This window comes from Mycobacterium sp. NGS11, assembly GCF_059813315.1.
Genome location: NZ_JCALEJ010000018.1, coordinates 25,003 through 42,801, shown reverse-complemented (window position 1 = coordinate 42,801; position 17,799 = coordinate 25,003). Strand labels below are relative to the sequence as shown.

At 68.2% G+C, this 17,799-nt stretch carries 16 protein-coding genes; 8 read left to right on the top strand and 8 right to left on the bottom strand.

Annotated elements, in window-relative coordinates:
* Positions 1-68: 68 nt before the first annotated feature.
* Entirely contained in the window at positions 69-860 is a 792-nt protein-coding gene (locus AC5Y4T_RS18810; protein ID WP_499920950.1) for a GAP family protein, read from the bottom strand.
* A 386-nt stretch (positions 861-1,246) separates the two neighbouring features.
* Between AC5Y4T_RS18810 and AC5Y4T_RS18805 the strand changes: the two genes are divergently transcribed.
* From AC5Y4T_RS18805 to AC5Y4T_RS18795, 3 genes are all read left to right on the top strand, one after another.
* Positions 1,247-3,052 (top strand): N-acetylglutaminylglutamine amidotransferase, encoded by a 1,806-nt coding sequence (locus AC5Y4T_RS18805; protein WP_499920952.1) that lies wholly within the window; start codon positions 1,247-1,249, stop codon positions 3,050-3,052.
* Positions 3,049-4,845, top strand: a complete 1,797-nt coding sequence (gene ngg, locus AC5Y4T_RS18800) for an N-acetylglutaminylglutamine synthetase (protein ID WP_499920954.1) — start codon at positions 3,049-3,051, stop codon at positions 4,843-4,845. Before AC5Y4T_RS18805 ends, ngg begins: the two co-directional genes overlap by 4 nt.
* 90 nt (positions 4,846-4,935) lie before the next feature.
* Entirely contained in the window at positions 4,936-6,420 is a 1,485-nt protein-coding gene (locus AC5Y4T_RS18795) for an MFS transporter (RefSeq protein WP_499920956.1), read from the top strand.
* Between the two features lie 23 nt (positions 6,421-6,443).
* On the opposite strand, the gene AC5Y4T_RS18790 is transcribed toward AC5Y4T_RS18795, so the two are convergent.
* The 5 genes from AC5Y4T_RS18790 to AC5Y4T_RS18770 form a co-directional block, all read right to left on the bottom strand.
* Positions 6,444-6,785, bottom strand: a complete 342-nt coding sequence (locus tag AC5Y4T_RS18790; protein WP_499954794.1) for a hypothetical protein — start codon at positions 6,783-6,785, stop codon at positions 6,444-6,446.
* Positions 6,786-6,903: 118 nt separating this feature from the next.
* Positions 6,904-7,620 carry a pyrimidine reductase family protein gene (locus tag AC5Y4T_RS18785; RefSeq protein ID WP_499920960.1) on the bottom strand — a complete coding sequence of 239 codons (717 nt, stop codon included), beginning with the start codon at positions 7,618-7,620 and terminating at the stop codon, positions 6,904-6,906.
* 3 nt (positions 7,621-7,623) lie between these two features.
* Entirely contained in the window at positions 7,624-8,121 is a 498-nt protein-coding gene (locus tag AC5Y4T_RS18780; protein ID WP_499920962.1) for a flavin reductase family protein, read from the bottom strand.
* Positions 8,121-9,407, bottom strand: a complete 1,287-nt coding sequence (locus tag AC5Y4T_RS18775) for an APC family permease (protein WP_499920963.1) — start codon at positions 9,405-9,407, stop codon at positions 8,121-8,123. Before AC5Y4T_RS18775 ends, AC5Y4T_RS18780 begins: the two co-directional genes overlap by 1 nt.
* Positions 9,404-10,528 (bottom strand): FAD-dependent oxidoreductase, encoded by a 1,125-nt coding sequence (locus AC5Y4T_RS18770; RefSeq protein WP_499920967.1) that lies wholly within the window; start codon positions 10,526-10,528, stop codon positions 9,404-9,406. Before AC5Y4T_RS18770 ends, AC5Y4T_RS18775 begins: the two co-directional genes overlap by 4 nt.
* Before the next feature lie 19 nt (positions 10,529-10,547).
* Here AC5Y4T_RS18770 and AC5Y4T_RS18765 point away from each other — a divergent pair, with 19 nt between their 5' ends.
* Positions 10,548-11,411, top strand: a complete 864-nt coding sequence (locus AC5Y4T_RS18765; protein ID WP_499920970.1) for a hypothetical protein — start codon at positions 10,548-10,550, stop codon at positions 11,409-11,411.
* On the opposite strand, the gene AC5Y4T_RS18760 is transcribed toward AC5Y4T_RS18765, so the two are convergent.
* A complete protein-coding gene (locus AC5Y4T_RS18760; RefSeq protein WP_499920972.1) occupies positions 11,408-12,325 on the bottom strand; it encodes a TIGR03619 family F420-dependent LLM class oxidoreductase in 918 nt (305 codons plus the stop codon). The genes AC5Y4T_RS18765 and AC5Y4T_RS18760 overlap by 4 nt on opposite strands.
* A gap of 62 nt (positions 12,326-12,387) precedes the next feature.
* On the opposite strand from AC5Y4T_RS18760, the gene AC5Y4T_RS18755 reads away from it, so the two are divergent.
* Both AC5Y4T_RS18755 and AC5Y4T_RS18750 read left to right on the top strand, forming a co-directional pair.
* On the top strand, positions 12,388-13,077 hold the full coding sequence (locus tag AC5Y4T_RS18755) for a PadR family transcriptional regulator (RefSeq protein ID WP_499920974.1): 690 nt from the start codon (positions 12,388-12,390) through the stop codon (positions 13,075-13,077).
* A gap of 109 nt (positions 13,078-13,186) precedes the next feature.
* Entirely contained in the window at positions 13,187-14,551 is a 1,365-nt protein-coding gene (locus AC5Y4T_RS18750; RefSeq protein ID WP_499920976.1) for an HNH endonuclease signature motif containing protein, read from the top strand.
* Here the strand turns inward: AC5Y4T_RS18750 and AC5Y4T_RS18745 are convergent.
* Positions 14,548-16,269 (bottom strand): 3-ketosteroid-delta-1-dehydrogenase, encoded by a 1,722-nt coding sequence (locus AC5Y4T_RS18745; RefSeq protein ID WP_499920978.1) that lies wholly within the window; start codon positions 16,267-16,269, stop codon positions 14,548-14,550. The two genes, AC5Y4T_RS18750 and AC5Y4T_RS18745, sit on opposite strands and share 4 nt — an antisense overlap.
* 102 nt (positions 16,270-16,371) lie before the next feature.
* On the opposite strand from AC5Y4T_RS18745, the gene AC5Y4T_RS18740 reads away from it, so the two are divergent.
* Entirely contained in the window at positions 16,372-17,496 is a 1,125-nt protein-coding gene (locus AC5Y4T_RS18740) for a 3-ketosteroid-9-alpha-monooxygenase, oxygenase component (RefSeq protein WP_499954791.1), read from the top strand.
* Positions 17,496-17,798: a ferredoxin gene (locus tag AC5Y4T_RS18735; protein ID WP_499954789.1), complete on the top strand. Its 303-nt coding sequence runs from the start codon at positions 17,496-17,498 to the stop codon at positions 17,796-17,798. The genes AC5Y4T_RS18740 and AC5Y4T_RS18735 overlap by 1 nt, the downstream gene beginning before the upstream one ends.
* Position 17,799: the final 1 nt, after the last annotated feature.

The following is a 17,799-nucleotide window of genomic DNA, read 5'->3' as shown; positions in this document are numbered from 1 at the left end:
CGTTGCGGCAGCGGTGATTTCGACTTCGATATCTGCGTCGGCGCCCATAGCGCGTTCGACCGTCGAATTCAGAGGATGTTGAAGCCCTCGGCCAACTGCGAGATCCCGACCACCGTGAACACAGTCACCAGGATCTGCCGGTGGTAGGCGCGCACCCAGTCATGCAGCTGTCGCAGGAGGGCCTCGGTGCGGGCCGGCGCGGCCACATAACCCACCAGGATCATCTCGACTACGGAATACATCAACAGGAAGAAGGCGATGGAGGCGCTGACCTGTGCCGCGATCGGGGCCCTCGAGGCCACGATGATCGCGAGGATGAAGAAAACGCCATCGACCGGCACCGAGGCCAACCCGATCACCCACGCGATCCACAGCGATCCTGCCTCCCACGCGCAGTGGCCGCGGTGGAGCAGGCGCCGCAGCGGCGAACGGTCGTCGGCAGAAACATCCCGCGCGCGGCTGAGGAATCGTGGAACGGCGATCGGCGTATCCGGGGCCGGCCCGAGCGCCGAGTCCCCACGGCTCATTGCTCGCGCCTCGGCGCGCTGGCGCGTCGAAAACCGCACGGCCAGCACCGCGGCGATCGTCAAACCCAGCACACCTAGGCCGATTTGAATTCGCGGGAGGGCGGAGCTGGCCGCCGGGGTCGCCGAAGCGTGCCCAAACGAGCCGAACAGCGACGTGAAGTTGAGCAGGACCAGCGGCACAACCAGTTCGGGTATGCATACGGTGAGCCCGCCGATCCAGTAGGCGAGCAAATTCGGCGCGGGCCGCGGGCGGGAGATCATCAGAAGGGCCAGGCCCAGGCGCACCGGATTGAGCGCAGCCAGAACACCCAAACTCAGGACCGACCCCCACATCGCCACGACTGTACCCAATCCTGCAGAGGTCAAACACCGAGTCGGTGTCGCGTCGCGAACCCCGTTCGCGTGCAACGTGTTCGAGCGGCTGACAAACGAGCCGGCGCCGGTCGAAAGGGCTTGGCGGGCATCGCCGGGGCGGGCCCAGCGGTCGTGGCGAACCGTTCCGGTTGAAACCTGTTGCGCCACGGCGGTTTATGTTCGCCCGACGGCGCCGCCTGAGGTTCACCGGCGAAAACCGCAAGGCGGGGTGCCCGCAGCGATCAGCTCGCGACCTGGTGACGGCCAGGAATCACCGATTACCCGTTGGCCGGCAACCGGCGAGCCGACGCATGTCACAGCGGCCGTCTGGGCGATTCCATTCGGGCAACGGTAGGGTCGAAGGCGTGTGCGGAGTCACCGGGGAGGTACGGCTCGACGGGCAAGCGCCCGACGTAGCGGCGGTCTCAGCGATGGCCGCCGTGCTGACGCCACGGGGCCCGGATACAGGCGGCGCCTGGTCGCAGGGCCGGGTGGCGCTCGGCCACCGTCGCCTCAAAATCATCGACCTGACCGAAGCCGGCGCCCAGCCGATGGTCGACTCGGAGCTGGGGCTGTCCCTGGCCTGGAACGGCTGCATCTACAACTACAAGGAGTTGCGGCAAGAACTCAGCGGGTACGGCTACCGCTTCTTCTCGCACAGCGACACCGAAGTTCTGATCAAGGCCTACCACCGGTGGGGCGACGATTTCGTGAGCCACCTGTTCGGCATGTTCGCCTTCGCCATCGTCGAACGCGACAGCGGGCGGGTGCTGCTGGGCCGTGACCGGCTCGGCATCAAGCCGCTGTACCTGACCGAGGACGGCCATCGGGTCCGGTTCGCGTCCACGCTGCCCGCCCTGTTGGCCGGCGGCGGCGTGGACACCCGCATCGATCCGGTCGCCCTGCACCACTACATGAGCTTCCACTCGGTGGTGCCCGCGCCGAACACCATCCTGCGCGGCGTCCGCAAGGTGCCGCCGGCATCGCTGGTCGCCATCGAGCCCGACGGCAAGCGCACCGTCACCACCTACTGGGCGCCCGACTTCACCCGCCACGCCGACCGCGCCGGCTGGTCGGAGCGCGACTGGGAAGACGCCGTGCTGTCCACGCTGCGGCTGGCGGTCAAGCGCCGCCTGGTCGCCGACGTGCCGGTCGGTTGCCTGCTGTCCGGCGGCGTGGACTCCAGCCTGATCGTGGGTCTGCTCGCCGAGGCCGGCCAGCACGGGTTGTCGACCTTCTCCATCGGTTTCGAGTCGGCGGGCGGCGTCAAGGGCGACGAGTTCCAGTACTCCGACATCGTGGCCAAGCGCTTCGAGACCGACCACCACCAGATCCGCATCGAGACCGACCGGATGCTGCCCGCGCTCGACGGTGCCATCGGCGCGATGAGCGAGCCGATGGTCAGCCACGACTGCGTCGCCTTCTACCTGCTCAGTCAGGAAGTGGCGCGGCACGTCAAGGTCGTGCAGTCCGGCCAGGGCGCCGACGAGGTGTTCGCCGGCTACCACTGGTACCCGCCGATGGGCGAGCCCGCCGCGGCGACCCTGGACGGTGCCGTCGCGCAATATCGCGGCGCCTTCTTCGACCGCGACACCGCCGGGGTCTCAGCCCTGGTCGGATCGGGCATCGTCGCGCCCGACGACCCGAGCCTGCGATTCGTCACCGAGCATTTCGCCCAGGCCGGCGCCGAGACCGGTATCGACCGCGCGCTGCGGCTCGACACCACGGTGATGCTGATCGATGACCCGGTGAAGCGGGTCGACAACATGACGATGGCGTGGGGGTTGGAAGGCCGGGTGCCGTTCCTCGACCACGATTTGGTCGAGCTGGCAGCGACCTGCCCGCCGGAACTGAAGATCGCCCACGAAGGCAAGGGCGTCCTGAAACAGGCTGCGCGACGGGTGATTCCGTCCGAGGTCATCGATCGCCCCAAGGGCTACTTCCCGGTCCCGGCGCTGACCCACCTCGAAGGGCCCTACCTCGACATGGTCCGCGACGCCCTCTACGCACCCACCGCCAAGGAACGCGGCCTGTTCAACACCGACGCGGTCGACGCGTTACTGGCCAACCCCAACGGCAAGCTGACCCCGCTGCGCGGCAACGAGCTCTGGCAGATCGCCCTGCTCGAGCTGTGGTTGCAGCGCCACGGTGTCACCGGCCCGGTCGCATGACCATGGCCGATCCGTCCGGCGGCCACGACCACACCGAGGCGATCACCCTCGGCCTGCACGACGCGTCGCCACCCGAGCTGGTCGACGCGATGGCCAAGGACGTCGAGCTCGAATTGGGTTGGGGCCGGCTGATTTTCGGGCAGACCTTCGCCAATTCGCAGGAACTGGTCGAAGCGCTGCGCCGCGAGGGTCCCGGGCGCCGCGACATCTGCATCTACGCCCGCGAATCCCACGTCGTGGTCGCCGAGGCGCCCACCGAGCTGTTCATCGACCCCAGCCACACCTACCGGCTGCGCTTCACCCCGACGACGAAAAACCTTGCGCCACCGCCGCTTGGCGTCACGGTCCGCACCCTCAACGACCCGATCGATGCCGACGCCATGAATCGCGTCTACGTGCGCTGCGGCATGGTCCCGGCCGGGGTCGACGTGATCTGGCACAACCATCAACACCTGCCCGCGGTGAAGTACCTGCTGGCGGTGCGCGACGAGGACGGCGCGGTCGTCGGCACCGTTACCGGCGTCGACCACGAGCTGCTGTTCAACGACCCGGAAGAGGGATCGAGCCTGTGGACCCTGGCGGTGGATCCGGCAGCGGGGCTGCCCGGGGTGGGTGGCGCCCTCACCAAGGCGCTGGCCGAACACTTCCGCAGCGAGGGCCGGGCCTACATGGATCTGTCGGTGGCGCACGACAATGCCGCCGCCATCGGCCTGTACGAGAAGCTGGGTTTCCGTCGCGTCCCGGTGCTGGCGATCAAGCGCAAGAACGCGATCAACGAGCCACTGTTCAGTCCGCCGCCCGAGACCATCGACGACCTCAACCCGTACGCCCGCATCATCGCCGACGAGGCGCTGCGCCGCGGGATCTGGGTCGAGGTGCTCGACGCCGAGACCGGCGAGATGCGCCTGACCCACGGCGGCCGCAGCGTGCTCACCCGTGAATCCCTGTCCGAGTACACCTCCGCCGTGGCCATGTGCCGCTGCGACGACAAGCGGCTGACGCGGCGCCTGGTCGCCGAGGCGGGCATCACCGTGCCCCGCGCGCGACTGGCCACGTTCGATGAGAGCGATTTCGCGTTCCTCAAGGAGGTCGGCGAGGTCGTCGTCAAACCGACGCGTGGCGAGCAGGGCAAGGGCATCACGGTCGGGGTCGTCCCGGACAACGGGCCCGACGACCTCAGCTCGGCGCTGGCGCGGGCCCGCCAGCACTACCCGGACGTGCTGATCGAGCAGCGGGTCACCGGCGACGACCTTCGCCTCGTGGTGATCGACGGACGCGTCGTCGCCGCCGCGCTGCGGATGCCCCCGGAGATCATCGGCACGGGCGAGCACAGCGTTCGGGATTTGATCGCCGCCGAGAGTCGGCGGCGCTCTGCGGCCACCGGCGGTGAGTCCCGCATCCCGCTCGACGACCTCACCGAGTCGACGATCGCCGAAGCCGGCTGGCAGCTCGACGACGTGCTGCCGCAGGGGACTCGGCTGCGGGTTCGGCGCACCGCCAACCTGCATCAGGGCGGCACCATCCACGACGTGACCGCGCACGTGAACAGCGAGCTGTGCCGAGTCGCGGTGACGGCGGCCGAAGCGATCGGCATCCCGGTGACCGGCATCGACTTACTGGTGCCCGACGTCACAGGCGCCGAGTACGCCTTCATCGAGGCCAACGAGCGCCCGGGGCTGGCCAACCACGAGCCCCAGCCGACGGCCGCGGCCTTCATCGACTTCCTCTTCCCCGGCCACCCCGGCCAGCCGCAGGCCTGGACTCCCGAGGAGTCCCGCTCCGAGCGTGGCTGACGCCCGCGGCGGCGCAGGTGCGGTACCCGGCCGAGGGCTAACGACGGGCTCGGGTGGGTAAATCCTCTGTCACACCAGAACGGAGACCGCATGAGTGCGAGCGCGCAAACCAAAACCATCTCGACGCAGGTGCCCGCGCGGCTGGACCGGCTGCCGTGGTCGCGGTTTCACTGGCGCGTCGTCGTGGGCCTGGGCGGGGTGTGGGTGCTCGACGGGCTCGAGGTCACCATGGTCGGCAACGTGTCGGCCCGGCTCATGGAACACAACAGCGGCATCGCGCTGAACGCCGCGCAGATCGGCATGGCGGCCGCGATCTACATCGCCGGGGCGTGCTCGGGGGCGCTGTTCTTCGGCCACCTGACCGATCGGTTCGGCCGGCGAAACCTCTTCATCATCACCCTGGCCATCTATCTGGTGGCCACGGTCGCCACCGCGTTCGCCTTCGCCCCGTGGTATTTCTTCCTGACCCGTTTCTTCACCGGCTCCGGCATCGGCGGCGAATACGCCGCCATCAATTCGGCCATCGACGAGCTGATTCCCGCGCGAGTGCGCGGTCGCGTCGACCTGATCATCAACGGAACCTATTGGCTGGGTTCGGCCGCCGGCGCGGGTGGCGCGCTGATCCTGCTGGACACGTCGCACTTCCCGCCCGACATCGGCTGGCGGCTCGCCTTCGGCATCGGCGCCATCCTCGGCATCTTCGTGCTGCTGGTGCGGCGCAACGTCCCGGAGAGCCCCAGGTGGCTGTTCATCCACGGCCGCGACGACGAGGCGGAGCAGATCGTCGGCGACATCGAAGCCGCGGTCGCGCACGAGACGGGCGAACCGCTGCCCGGACCGCAGGGCAAGGCGCTGCGGATCCGGCAGCGCACGGCGATTTCGTTCCGGGAGATCGCCGCCGTGGCGTTCAAGCTGTACCCACGCCGCGCGATCCTCGGACTGGCGCTGTTCATCGGGCAGGCGTTCCTCTACAACGGCGTCACGTTCAACCTCGGCACGCTGCTCAGCCAGTTCTACGACGTGCCGTCGGGCATGGTGCCGGTGTTCTTCGTGCTGTGGGCCCTCAGCAATTTCGCCGGACCGCTGGTGCTCGGGCACCTGTTCGACACCGTCGGCCGCAAGCCGATGATCACGCTGACCTACATCGGCTCCGGCGTGGCGGTGGTGGCGCTGGCGTTGGTCTTTGTCACCCAGGCCGGCGGCGTCTGGGCCTTCATCGGCCTGCTGATCGTCGCGTTCTTCCTGGCGTCGGCGGGTGCCAGCGCGGCGTACCTGACGGTCAGCGAGATCTTCCCGATGGAGACCAGGGCGCTGGCGATCGCGTTCTTCTACGCGATGGGCACGGCGATCGGCGGTATCACCGGCCCATTGCTGTTCGGTCAGCTGATCAACTCGGGCATGCGCAGCGAGGTTGTCTGGTCCTTCCTCATCGGGGCGGTCGTGATGGCCGCGGCCGGCCTGGTCGAACTGTGGCTCGGCATCGCCGCCGAGCAGCGCCCGCTCGAGGAACTCGCATTGCCGCTGACCGTGGAAGACGCTGAACGCCAAGAGGATTCGGAGCCGGCTACCGACTAGGCCGCTTTGCTACCGGCGCGGGATCAGCGGTTGTCGTCATCGCCGGTGGCGCGTTCGGTGAGCCCCTCCCGGGACAGCGCCCGGACGAATCTGTACGCCTGCATCCCGGCCGGGCCGGGATGGTCGAAGATCCATTCATTGATTTTTTCCAGCGCGTTGGCCAGGTCGTCGCGCTTGACCCGCACCAGGTAGGTCTTGCGGTCGTCGTCGGGATCCTCGAGGGAGTCCGCGACAGCGACGGGATTCTTGAACGCGTAGGCGATTCCGTGCACCGAGTCGTGGTTCAGTGCCCAGTGAATTTCACTGGGGCGCAGTCGATTCACCGCCAGATTACGGTAATCGTGGTCGTCGGCTGAACTGCTCACCGGGGCGGTGATCCTCTTCTGATTGCGGGGACGGTCGCGCGCAGCGATCGGGTTTCAAAGCGGGCATTTTCATCATAGGAAGAGGCGTCGCCTGCTGCATGTTGAGCGCGGCCGGGGGTCAGCGGCAATATCTCAGATACAGATAGCCCTCGCAGAACAGCGCGTGCTCGAGGCTCATGGTGCGCGGGGCGGGCAGTTGTGCCGGGCGCAGTCGGTGGCCCACCGGCTGGCTCGCAGCCAGTTTGGGGGCGAGCGTCACGCAGATTTCGGTGACGGCGTCGGCTTCCACCAACTCGTCGAGCAGCGTCGGTCCGCCTTCGCACAGGATGCGATGCATTCCCTGCTCGCGCAGTATCGCGACCGCTCGCGAGACGTCGACCGACTCCTCTCCGGCGACCACGATGTGGCGCCGGTCTTCGTCGAGGTCTTGTCGTGCGGCGGTGCTCGCGCAGGTCACCAGGATCGGCGGCTGGTCCGGGTTGCTGAACAGCCGGGCCGGAAGTTCACCGCTGCGGCTCACCACCGCGATCGGGGGCGGTTCGGTTCGTCCTTCGTGGTGCCGCGTGGCGCGCGCCGCGTCGCTGAGGGTCACCGGGCCGTAGTTTTCGGCGCGGGCGGTGCCTGCGCCGACCAGCACGACGTCGGCCAGGCCGCGCAGGATTCTCAATAGCCGTTGATCGGTGGGACACGACAGCGGACCCGCGCGACCACCGAACGCGGCGGCGCCGTCGGCGCTGAAGATCATGTTGGCCCGCACACCGTCCGGGGGATCGGCGTAGAAGGGCGCGAGTTCAATGATGCTGGGAACGGCGCTGATCCGGGGCGACTCGCTCACGCGCTAGGCCTCGTGGCCGGGTTCCAGCTCGTGCACGTCGCCGAAGGACACCCAGGTCTCGAGTTCCTGGGGTGGGCTGCCGGCCACCGGTGCGAGCAGGTGCCCGACATGGTCACCCAGCGAGAATCGTTCGACGATCTCGCCGACGAACCACGCGGCGGCGTCGTCGAGGATGGGCATCTCTTCGGGACCGCGATGCCAGGAACACCGGTCGAACTTGTCGACCTTGTCGCTGGTCTGGCCGCCGAAGAGCTCCACCACGTCCAGGTTCTCGTGGCCGAAAACGTGCACCGCCAGGTGGGAGGCGGCACGGGCGACGCGGAAGGTGTGGTTGCGCCGGGACAGCCCAACCAGGAATCGGGGCGGGTGAATGCTGGTCTGGCTGGCGAAGCCCACCAGGCAACCGGCCGGGGTGTCGTGGGCCTGCGTGGTGACGACGAACATCGGATAGTTCAGCAGCGCCACCAACTTGTCGAACGCTTCGGTCGCGGGGTCGGACATCAGCTCAGTCTTCCCCGTGCGGACCCCCGAGGAATCGTGTGGGTGATGAAGCGGCGAATCAGATAGGCGGCGACGCCGATGCCCAGAACCGCCACACCGGAAATTACGGACGGCAGCGGCATCGCGAAAGCCAGCACCGTGCAGCCGAGCAACCCGATCACCGGAATGACGCGGTGCGGGCGGCCCTCATCGGGCCCGAGCGTGAACGCGGAGGCGTTGGCGACGGCGTAGTAGATCAGCACGGCGAACGACGAAAATCCGATGGCGTCGCGAAGGTCGGTGGTAGCGGCCAGGATCGCGACCACGACGCCGATCAGCAATTCCGCGCGGTGGGGCACCCGGAACCGTGGGTGCACGGCGGCCAGCGCGTGGGGGAGGTGGCGGTCCCGGGCCATGGCCAGCGTGGTGCGCGAGACGCCCAGAATCAGCGCGAGCAGGGAGCCCACCGCCGCGACCACCGCGCCTACCTGGACGAGGGGGACCAGCCAGGCCGCGCCCGCGGCCCGGGCCGTTTCGACCAGGGGGGCGGCGCTCTGTGCGAGACGGTTCGGCCCCAGCGCCGAGAGTGAGGCCACGGCGACGACTGCGTAAACGGCCAGGGTGACGGTGAGCGCCAGCGGTATCGCCCGTGGAATGACGCGGGACGGGTCGCGCACCTCCTCGCCCAGCGTCGCGATGCGCGCATAGCCGGCGAACGCGAAGAACAGTAGACCCGCCGCCTGAACAACCCCACCGGTCGTCGTGCCGGTCGGGCGGAGTCGATCGGCGTCGGCGGCCGGGGAGGCGAGCGCGGCGACGCACACCGCCGCCAGCACGGCGAGCACCGCGGCGACGACGATGCGGGTCAGCCAGGCCGACTTCTGCACGCCGGCGTAGTTCACCGCGGTCAGTGCGATCACCGCCGCGACGGCCACCGCGTGCGCCTGCGCGGGCCAGACGTAGAGGCCGACGGTCAAGGCCATGGCCGCGCATGACGCGGTCTTGCCGACGACGAAGCCCCACCCGGCCAGGTATCCCCAAAAGTCTCCCAACCGTTTTCGGCCATAGACATAGGTGCCGCCCGACGCGGGGTAGCGCGCCGCGAGCCGCGCCGACGAGGTGGCGTTGCAGTAGGCGACCACCGCGGCCAACGCGAGGCCCAGCAGCAGTCCCGAGCCTGCGGCACGCGCCGCGGGTCCCAGCGCCGCGAAAATCCCTGCGCCGATCATCGAGCCGAGGCCGATCGCCACCGCATCGAAAACCCCTAGGCTGCGGCGCAATTCGCCGCCGGCGGGAGGGGTGCTCACCCGAGTGGGTCGTTCCGGCGCACCCCGCGATACATGCCCCAGCGCACGATCCACGGCATCACCACGCGCTCGACCGACCAGGACGGGAAGCGGAAGGCGTGGCCGGTGGGCAGGAAGACCTCCAGCCCGTTGGGTTGGATGCCCACCAGCGAACCCCACCGCCGTGTCGGCGCCCGGAAGGCCCGTAGCGGCCGGCCGGCGAAGTCGGCGAGGACATTGCGCGCCACCAGGGCGTCGCCGCGGTTACGGGCGGAGCTGCGCAAGGGATCGGTCGCCGCGACGTCGCCGACCGCGAACACACCCCGGTGGCCGGGGACGCGCAGCTCCGGGGTGACGCGCACGAACCCACGCTCATCGAGCAATTCCGCCGGCAGCCAGCCGGTGTTGGGCCGCACCCGCCCGATCGCCCACAGCACCGCGTCGGCGTCGGCCGGGGGTTGCCCGGTGCTCCAGTGGACCGGCCCGCTGGTGAGTTCGTCGCCGGCGAACCCGTCGGCCACCACCGCGCGGTGTCCGGGATGCACGCCGACGCCCAGCCGAGTCAGCCGGTCGCGGATGCGCTGCCATATCCGTGGATGGTGCCCCTCGAGAGCCGACTCGCCGGGGAAGTACAGGTCGATCCGCTTGTCCGGCCACGTGGTTGCCATGTTGAGGGCGCTGCTGACCGCCGCCGCCCCGCCACCCACCACGACCACCGATGCGGCGGCGGCCAGCCGGTCGTGCGCGGAGCGCAGTCCCGCGCCGATGTCGTCGGCCGACTGCAACGTCGGCTGGCGCCAAAATCCGTTGCTGACTCCGGTCGAGATGATCAGCGCGTCGTACGCCTCGGTGAGGGCCGCGCCGTCCTCGGTTCGGCCGAAGACGGTGTGGGCGGCCAGGTCCAGTCCGGTCAGCGTGGCCTGCACGGTGCGAACGCCGTCGAGGCGGCGGAACCGGTCGAACGGGATCCAGTAATCGCGGGCCCAGTCGTGCGGGCGCGAGAGCCGGACGCCGAGCTCCTGGCCGCTCACCAGCGCGGGTTTGGCCGAGATGCCGACGACGTCGGCATGCCGGGACAGCCGAATCGCCGCGAGGACGCCCGCGTCCCCGAGCCCGGCGACGATGACACGCTTACGGTTCATCCCCGCTATCCTGCCCTGCATGGTCGGCGGTCTGGGGGAGTCCCCGGTTGTTCCGCGCCCACGGCTGGGCCGCGCGCTGCGCGCCGCGGTGCGTGCGTCGGCGCCTCGGCCCGCCGCTGCCCGGCGCGCCGCCGCCGACTTCGACAAGGGCTTGATTTCGGCGGTCATCGCCGAAATCCGGTGGTCGTTCACCGCGCCGCGCACCTGGCTGATGGGTGTGGTGGCCAACGTGATCTTCGCCGCCGGCTGGTTGCTGGTGCAGCCGCTGACTCTCGGCCGTCACCACGATTGGGTGATCCTCGTGGGCACCTACTTCTCCTCGTGGGTCCTGGCCGATGTCACCACCACCAATTTCTTGGGCGCCGACCATTACCGGATCATTCGGGGTTTATCGGGCGGGGTCCCGTTCTGGAGGATTCTGCTGATCAAGAACCTCGCCCTGCTCGCGATCGTCGGGCTGCCCACCCTGGCCGCCGCGGTTGCGTTGACGCTGTGGTTGGAAACGCCTGGGCGGCTGGGCATTACGATCCCCACCGTCGCGGTGCCCATCGTGTCCTGGCTAGGTGTCGGCAATCTCATCTCGGTGCTGCACCCGGTCAGCACCGAGCCGCTGATCCGGCGCTGGCGCCAACGCGGCGATTTGCGCCGCACCCTCAGTTGGGTGCTGGCCCTGACACTGCCCTATGCGCTGTACTACGTGGCCGATCCGATGAACGGCGTGGAGCACCGCGTGTTGTGGAAGCAGGCGCCCGCCCTGATCTGGCCGGTATTCGGGCGCGAAACGAAAAGCTTTGTCCACCTTGCCATCGCCGTCACCGTGTGGATCGCCGGTAGCGTCGCCGCGGTGTATTGGGTGCGCAGGCGCGGGTTGCAGATCCGCTAGGACACCTGGGGTTTGATCTCTTCGATCACCCACTGCGCGTAATCGAGGTATTCGTCCACGCCTCCGACGGCCGGGACGGGAACCGCGGTCACGGTCACGCCCTGCTCGGCGAGCCAGTTCAACCGGTCAACGATGTGTGCGGCGCTCATGCCCGGCCGGTCGGTCGCGCGGCGCGCGACGTGTCCTTCGCCGACCCGGTTGGTGCCCAGCCCGTGCATCACCTCGAATTGCCGTCCGTCGTACGCGCTTTGAGACTTGATGTAGTCGAGCTTCTGAGCGATCTGTTCGGGTGGCGTGAGAAACGGCCACCACCCGGAGCCGAAAGTGGCCGCCCGGCGCAGCGCGGCGTCCGCGTCACCGCCGATCCAGATCGGAAGATGGGGCTTCTGAACGGGTTTCGGCTCGAAGGCGATGTCGGCGAACGACACGTATCGACCTTCGAATCGCGGCGTGTCGCTGGTCCACAATTCGACGATGGCCGCCAGGTATTCGTCGGCGATGCGGCCCCGCTCCCCGAAGGGCACCGAGAGCAGTTCGAACTCGCGGGCCAGCCACCCGACTCCGAACGTCACCATCATCCGGCCCCCGCTCATCCAGTCCGCGGTGGCCAGCGCTTTGGCCAGCACGATGGGGTGCTGCAGAGGCAAGATGGTGACGCACGAGTTGATGGCCACCCGCTCGGTGGCACCGGCGATGAAGGCCTGCGCGGTCGTCGAGTGTAGATAGTGCGGCCCGGACAACTCGACGTGATCGGTGGGAATGACGAAATGCTCGGGCACCGCGATCATGTCGTAGCCCCACCGGTCGGCGCATTGCATCATGCGGCGCTGTTCTGGCCCGCTGACGGCGGCCTCCCAGGGCTGCGTAATCGCCTTGAGGCGCAGCAGGTGCGGAACGGGGAAGGCGAATTTCACGGGCGTCCCAGCCAGCGGTCCATGTCCTCCAATCTAGGGGGCGGTGTTGCTAACCTGGCAACATGGACTCCGAAACGGACCCTGCCAGCCAAAAGCTGACCAACGCGACCCTCGCCGCCACCAGTTGGGCGCTGCTGGGCATGATGTCGTACGAAGAGGAAGTCTCGGGCTACGACCTCAAGAAGTGGATCGACTGGAGCGTCGACCTCTATTACTGGAGTCCCTCGTACAGCCAGATCTACACCGAGTTGAAGAAGCTGGAGTCGCTGGGATTGGTGACATCGCGTGTCGAACGCGACGAGGGTACCCGCAGCCGCCGGCTCTACAAGATCACGCCGGCAGGCATGGACGCCGTCACCGCCTGGACCAACGACGCGCCCGTCGACCCCCCGGTGCTCAAACACTCTGTGCTGCTGCGGGTTACGTTCGGCCACCTGAGTAACCCGGCTAAGCTCAAGGAATTGCTGCAGGAGCACGTGGCGTACGCCGAATCCAGACACCGCAAGGCCGTCGAGGACGCCGAGGGAGCGGAGGCGGAGCCCGCGTGGGCGTACTCGGTCCTCGCGCTGCGCTGGGCGGCCAAGTACTACGCCGCCGAACGCGAATTCGCGTTGGAGATGATCAAGGAGATCGACGAGGCCGACGCGGTCCTGCAGAAGGCCGCGAAGGGTGGTTTGGGCAAGCCACGCCCGACGCCGGGGTATTGGCGTGAGGTCGAAAAGCAAGTTCAGGCCAAGCGCGAAGTGGATTAGTGCTGACGGTGGCGACCGGTTAGTCCCGCCACGAAATCCCTTGCATCACTTGTGTTTCAGTGGCCCCTGGCCGCCGCTTCTTGTCGGTGGCTACGGCTAGTTTCGGGGTATGGGTTCGAGCGATCAGCAGGATGTCGATGCGGTGTTCGACGCGCTCGATGCCGCCTGGGATCGAGCCTGCGCGCTGAACCTCGACGCGCTCAGCCCGCAGCAGCAGCTGGCGGTGTTGCGGCGCTGCGAAAAGCAGCGCCGACGCATCCCGGCCGTCGAGCATCCGCTGATCAATTCCCCTGTCCGCCAAGCACCGTCGGTGGAGCTGGGCGGCTCAGTGGTCCATGCCCTCGCCGAGGCGACACTGATCAGCCGCACCGAAGCCTCCCGCCGCATCAAAGAGGCGCGCGATCTGGGCCCGCGACACGGCCTGACCGGCGAACCGCTGGACCCAGTGCTGGCCGCCACCGCGGCCGCCCAACGCGAAGGCACGCTGGGCGCAGGTCAGGTCGCGGTGATTCGTAAGTTTCACCGCGCCCTGCCCGGCTGGGTGGACACGGCGACCCGCGAGCAGGCCGAGGCCAAACTCGCCATGGAGGGAACCCGGTATCGGCCCGAGCAGCTCGGAAAGCTGGCCGATGTCCTGGCCGATTGCCTCAACCCAGATGGCACCTTCACCGACGAGGACCGGGCCCGCCAACGCGGCCTGACGCTGGGCAAGCAGCAAGCCGACGGCATGTCGGCGTTGCGCGGCTGGCTCACTCCCGAGGCGCGCGCCACGTTCGAAGCCGTCTTGGCCAAACTCGCCGCCCCGGGCATGTGCAATCCCCTCGACGACACGCCGTGCGTCGATGGCGCGCCCACCCAAGAGGCCATCGAGCGTGATGCGCGATCGGCGGCCCAGCGCAACCACGACGGGCTGCTGGCTGCCCTGCGCGCCATGCTGGCCTCCGGAGAGTTGGGGCAGCACAACGGGTTACCGGCCTCCATCGTCGTGACCACGACGCTGGCCGAGCTGGAATCCGCCGCGGGGCGCGGGTTGACCGGTGGGGGCGCCATCCTGCCGATGAGCGACGTGATCCGCCTGGCCCGTCACGCCCATCACTATTTGGCGATCTTCGACAAGGGCAAGGCGCTAGCGCTGTATCACACCAAGCGCCTGGCCTCACCTGGGCAGCGAATCGTGTTGTACGCCAAGGACCGCGGGTGCAGCTCCCCGGGCTGCACCGTGCCCGGCTACTACTGCGAAGTCCATCACGCCACCGACTACGCCAAGTGCCACACCACCGACGTCAACGACCTCACCTTCGCCTGCGGCCCCCACCACCGCCTGCTACGCCCCGGCGGCTGGACCACCCGCAAAAACGCCCAAGGCGATACAGAGTGGAAGCCACCACCCGAGCTCGAACGCGGACAACCCCGCACCAACACCTTTCATCACCCCGAGAAGCTGCTGCGCGACGGAGACGACGAAGACGGCTAGTGCTGATGGCGGCGACCCGCCGCGCTCGCCGCATCCCGCCCCGCGATGTAGCCGTACACCAGCCCCTGCGCGATCGTCGCTCCCGCGCCCGGATACGTCGTCCCGAACGCGTTGGCGGCGGTGTTGCCGATCGCGTACAGCCCGCCGATCGCGCGGCCGTCTTCGCGCAGCACCCGCGCACGCTCGTCCGTGTTCAGTCCGCCGCAGGTGCCCAGATCGGACAGCACCATTTTCACCGCGTAGAACGGGCCGTTGACCAACGGGCGCAGGTTGGGGTTGGGCTTGATGGTCGGGTCACCGTAATAGCGATCGTAGGCGCTGCGGCCCCGGCCGAAGTCGGGATCCTCACCGGCAGCGGCATTTTGATTGAAGCGTGTCATCGTCGCAAAAAACTCCGAGACGCCAACGCCGATCCGTGCGCCCAGATCGGTCAAAGTGTCGGCCCGCACCGCGATCCCGGCGTCATACCACGCCTGCGGGATGCGCATCCGCGGAAACAGTTCGGCACCAAAGACATAACTGTTGCGGTACTGCTGGTCGAAGACGATCCACATCGCCTCGACCGGGCTGCCGGCCCGCTCCAGCTCGAGCAACCGCTGACCGAAGGACATGTAATCCGCCGCTTCGTTGGCGAATCGGCGGCCGTTCTGATCCACGATCAGACAGCCCGGCAGTGACCGCTCGGCCAACATCACCGCCGGCGCCTTGCCGGGCAGCGGCGCGACGGCGGGGAACCACCACGCCTGATCCATCAGGTCGATGTCGGCGCCGATTTCCTGGCCCGCTCGGATCCCGTCGCCGGTGTTGGCGGCGGCACCGAGACTGAGGTTGGCGCCCAACGATTCCGACTGGAATTTCCACCGCATGTCCATGCGGTGGTCGAAACCACCGGTCGCCAGCACGACGCCCCGCCGCGCGGTGATCGTCACCTCGCGGCCGTCGTGCTCGACGACGGCGCCGGTCACGCGGTCGCCATCGCCGGCGAGGCGCGCGAGCGTTGTGCCGGTCCACACCGGGATGCCGGCGCGCAGCACCCCGGTGAACAGCCCGGCCATCAGGCCCTGACCGCCCGCGGCGTAACGCCGGCCCACCATACGGCCGGCCAAGCCCTGCGCCAGGCGCTTGCCGTAGACCGGAATTCCCTTGCGCGGCATGCGGGCCACCAGATTCATCCACCGGTAATCGGCGCCCGTCGTCGGCATCGGGACGGTGACCTCCATCAGGCCGGGCTCCAACCTCGTGCGGTACTCGCCCAGCAGGGAGGTGTCGAACGGGCGGCACTCACAGGTTCGCCCGGCGGGGCTGCCGCCCGGCTCCTCGGGGTGGTAGTCGGAATAGTCGCGGGCCCAGAACAACCGCAGCGGCGTCGCGCGGCGCAGCATGTCCACCGTCGCGGACACGTTCGCCACGAACGCCGCCGACCGTTGCGCGGGCGCCGAACCGCAGACCACCGCATCCAGGTAGGCGCCGGCGCGTTCGGCGGTGTCTCCGGCGTGCGCTTCGGCCAGCACCGGGCTGGCCGGCAGCCACAGCGCGCCGCCGGACCGGGCGGTCGAGCCGCCCACGTACGACGACTTCTCCACGATCAGCACCGACAATCCCGATTCGTGGGCCGCCAGCGCCGCGGCCATGCCGGTGCCCGAGCCGACGACGAGCAGGTCGACGCACGCGTCGGCCACGGAAAGTCCGGCGGGAATCGTCGCGCTGTGCGTCGTCACGTCCGCAACGGTAGGCCGAGGAGGGAAGCCACCGGAAGCTCCGTCCTGATGAGTGGAACAAGGGGGTCCCGCGGCGCGGTCCGGGGGAGTTAAATCGGGCTCATGACGTCGCAGACCGAGGCTGACGAAATTCGGTTCATCGAAGCGCAGGCCGCGCCGACGCGGTTCGCCCGCGGATGGCACTGCCTGGGGCTGACCAGGGATTTCGGTGACGGCAAGCCCCACGCGATCAACGCCTTCGGGCAGAAACTCGTCGTCTTCCGCAGCGGGGACGGGAACATCAGCGTGCTGGACGGATACTGCCGGCACATGGGCGGCGACCTGTCCCAGGGCGAGGTCAAGGGCAACGAGATCGCCTGCCCGTTCCACGACTGGCGCTGGGGCGGCGACGGGCGCTGCAAGCAGGTGCCGTACAGCCGGCGCGCGCCCAAACTGGCCCGCACCCGAGCGTGGATCACGCTGGAGCAGGACGGCATGTTGTTCGTGTGGAACGATCCGGAGGGTAAACCGCCACCGCCGGAGGTGACGATCCCGCGCATCGAGGGCGCCAGCAGCGACCAGTGGACCGACTGGCACTGGTACACCACCGTCGTGGGAAGCAACTGCCGCGAAATCATCGACAACGTGGTGGATATGGCGCACTTCTACTACATCCACGGCGCGTTGCCCACCTACTTCAAGAACATCTTCGAGGGGCACGTCGCGACGCAATACATGAACGGCGAGGGCCGTCCGGACATGGGCGGCACCGAAGGCGCACAGATGCTGGGCAACACGTCGGTGGCGTCCTACTACGGTCCGTCCTTCATGATCGACGACCTGACGTATCACTACGAGCACGGCGACGCCAAGACGATCCTCATCAATTGCCACTATCCAATCGATGCGAATTCCTTTGTGCTGCAATACGGCATCATCGTGAAGAAGTCGGAGACGATGCCTTCGGACGAGGCGATGCAGACGGCGGTCAAACTCGGCGACTACGTCAAGCTCGGTTTCGAGCAGGACGTCGAGATCTGGCGGCACAAGGCACGCATCGACAACCCGCTGCTGGTCGAGGAAGACGGCCCCGTTTACCAGTTACGGCGCTGGTATCAGCAGTTCTATGTCGACGCTGCTGACGTGCAACCGGACATGGTGGACCGCTTCGAATTCGAGCTCGACACCACCCGGCCCTACGAGGCGTGGATGAAAGAGGTCGAGGCCAACATGGCGGCCCGGGCCTGATGACGCTGAGATCGCCGGTGCGAGCGGACAATCGGCTCGAAGAGATGCCGATGGTGCCGGTGGTGTGCACTAATTGTGGTGCGCGGGTGCTGGCCCGCAAGAGCAGCTGGAATCAGACCAGCGTGCAGTGGAACGCCGATGCGACGCAACGGTGTGTCGAACGCGCCGACGCGCGCAAGATTGCGACACCGGGCGGCCGGGGCGTCTTCATCGTGTGTTCGGCGCTGAGCGCGTCGATCGTGGACGCGGTGCGCCGCGGAGATTTGGCTGTGGTCGACGAAACCCATTGTGCACCAGAGTAAT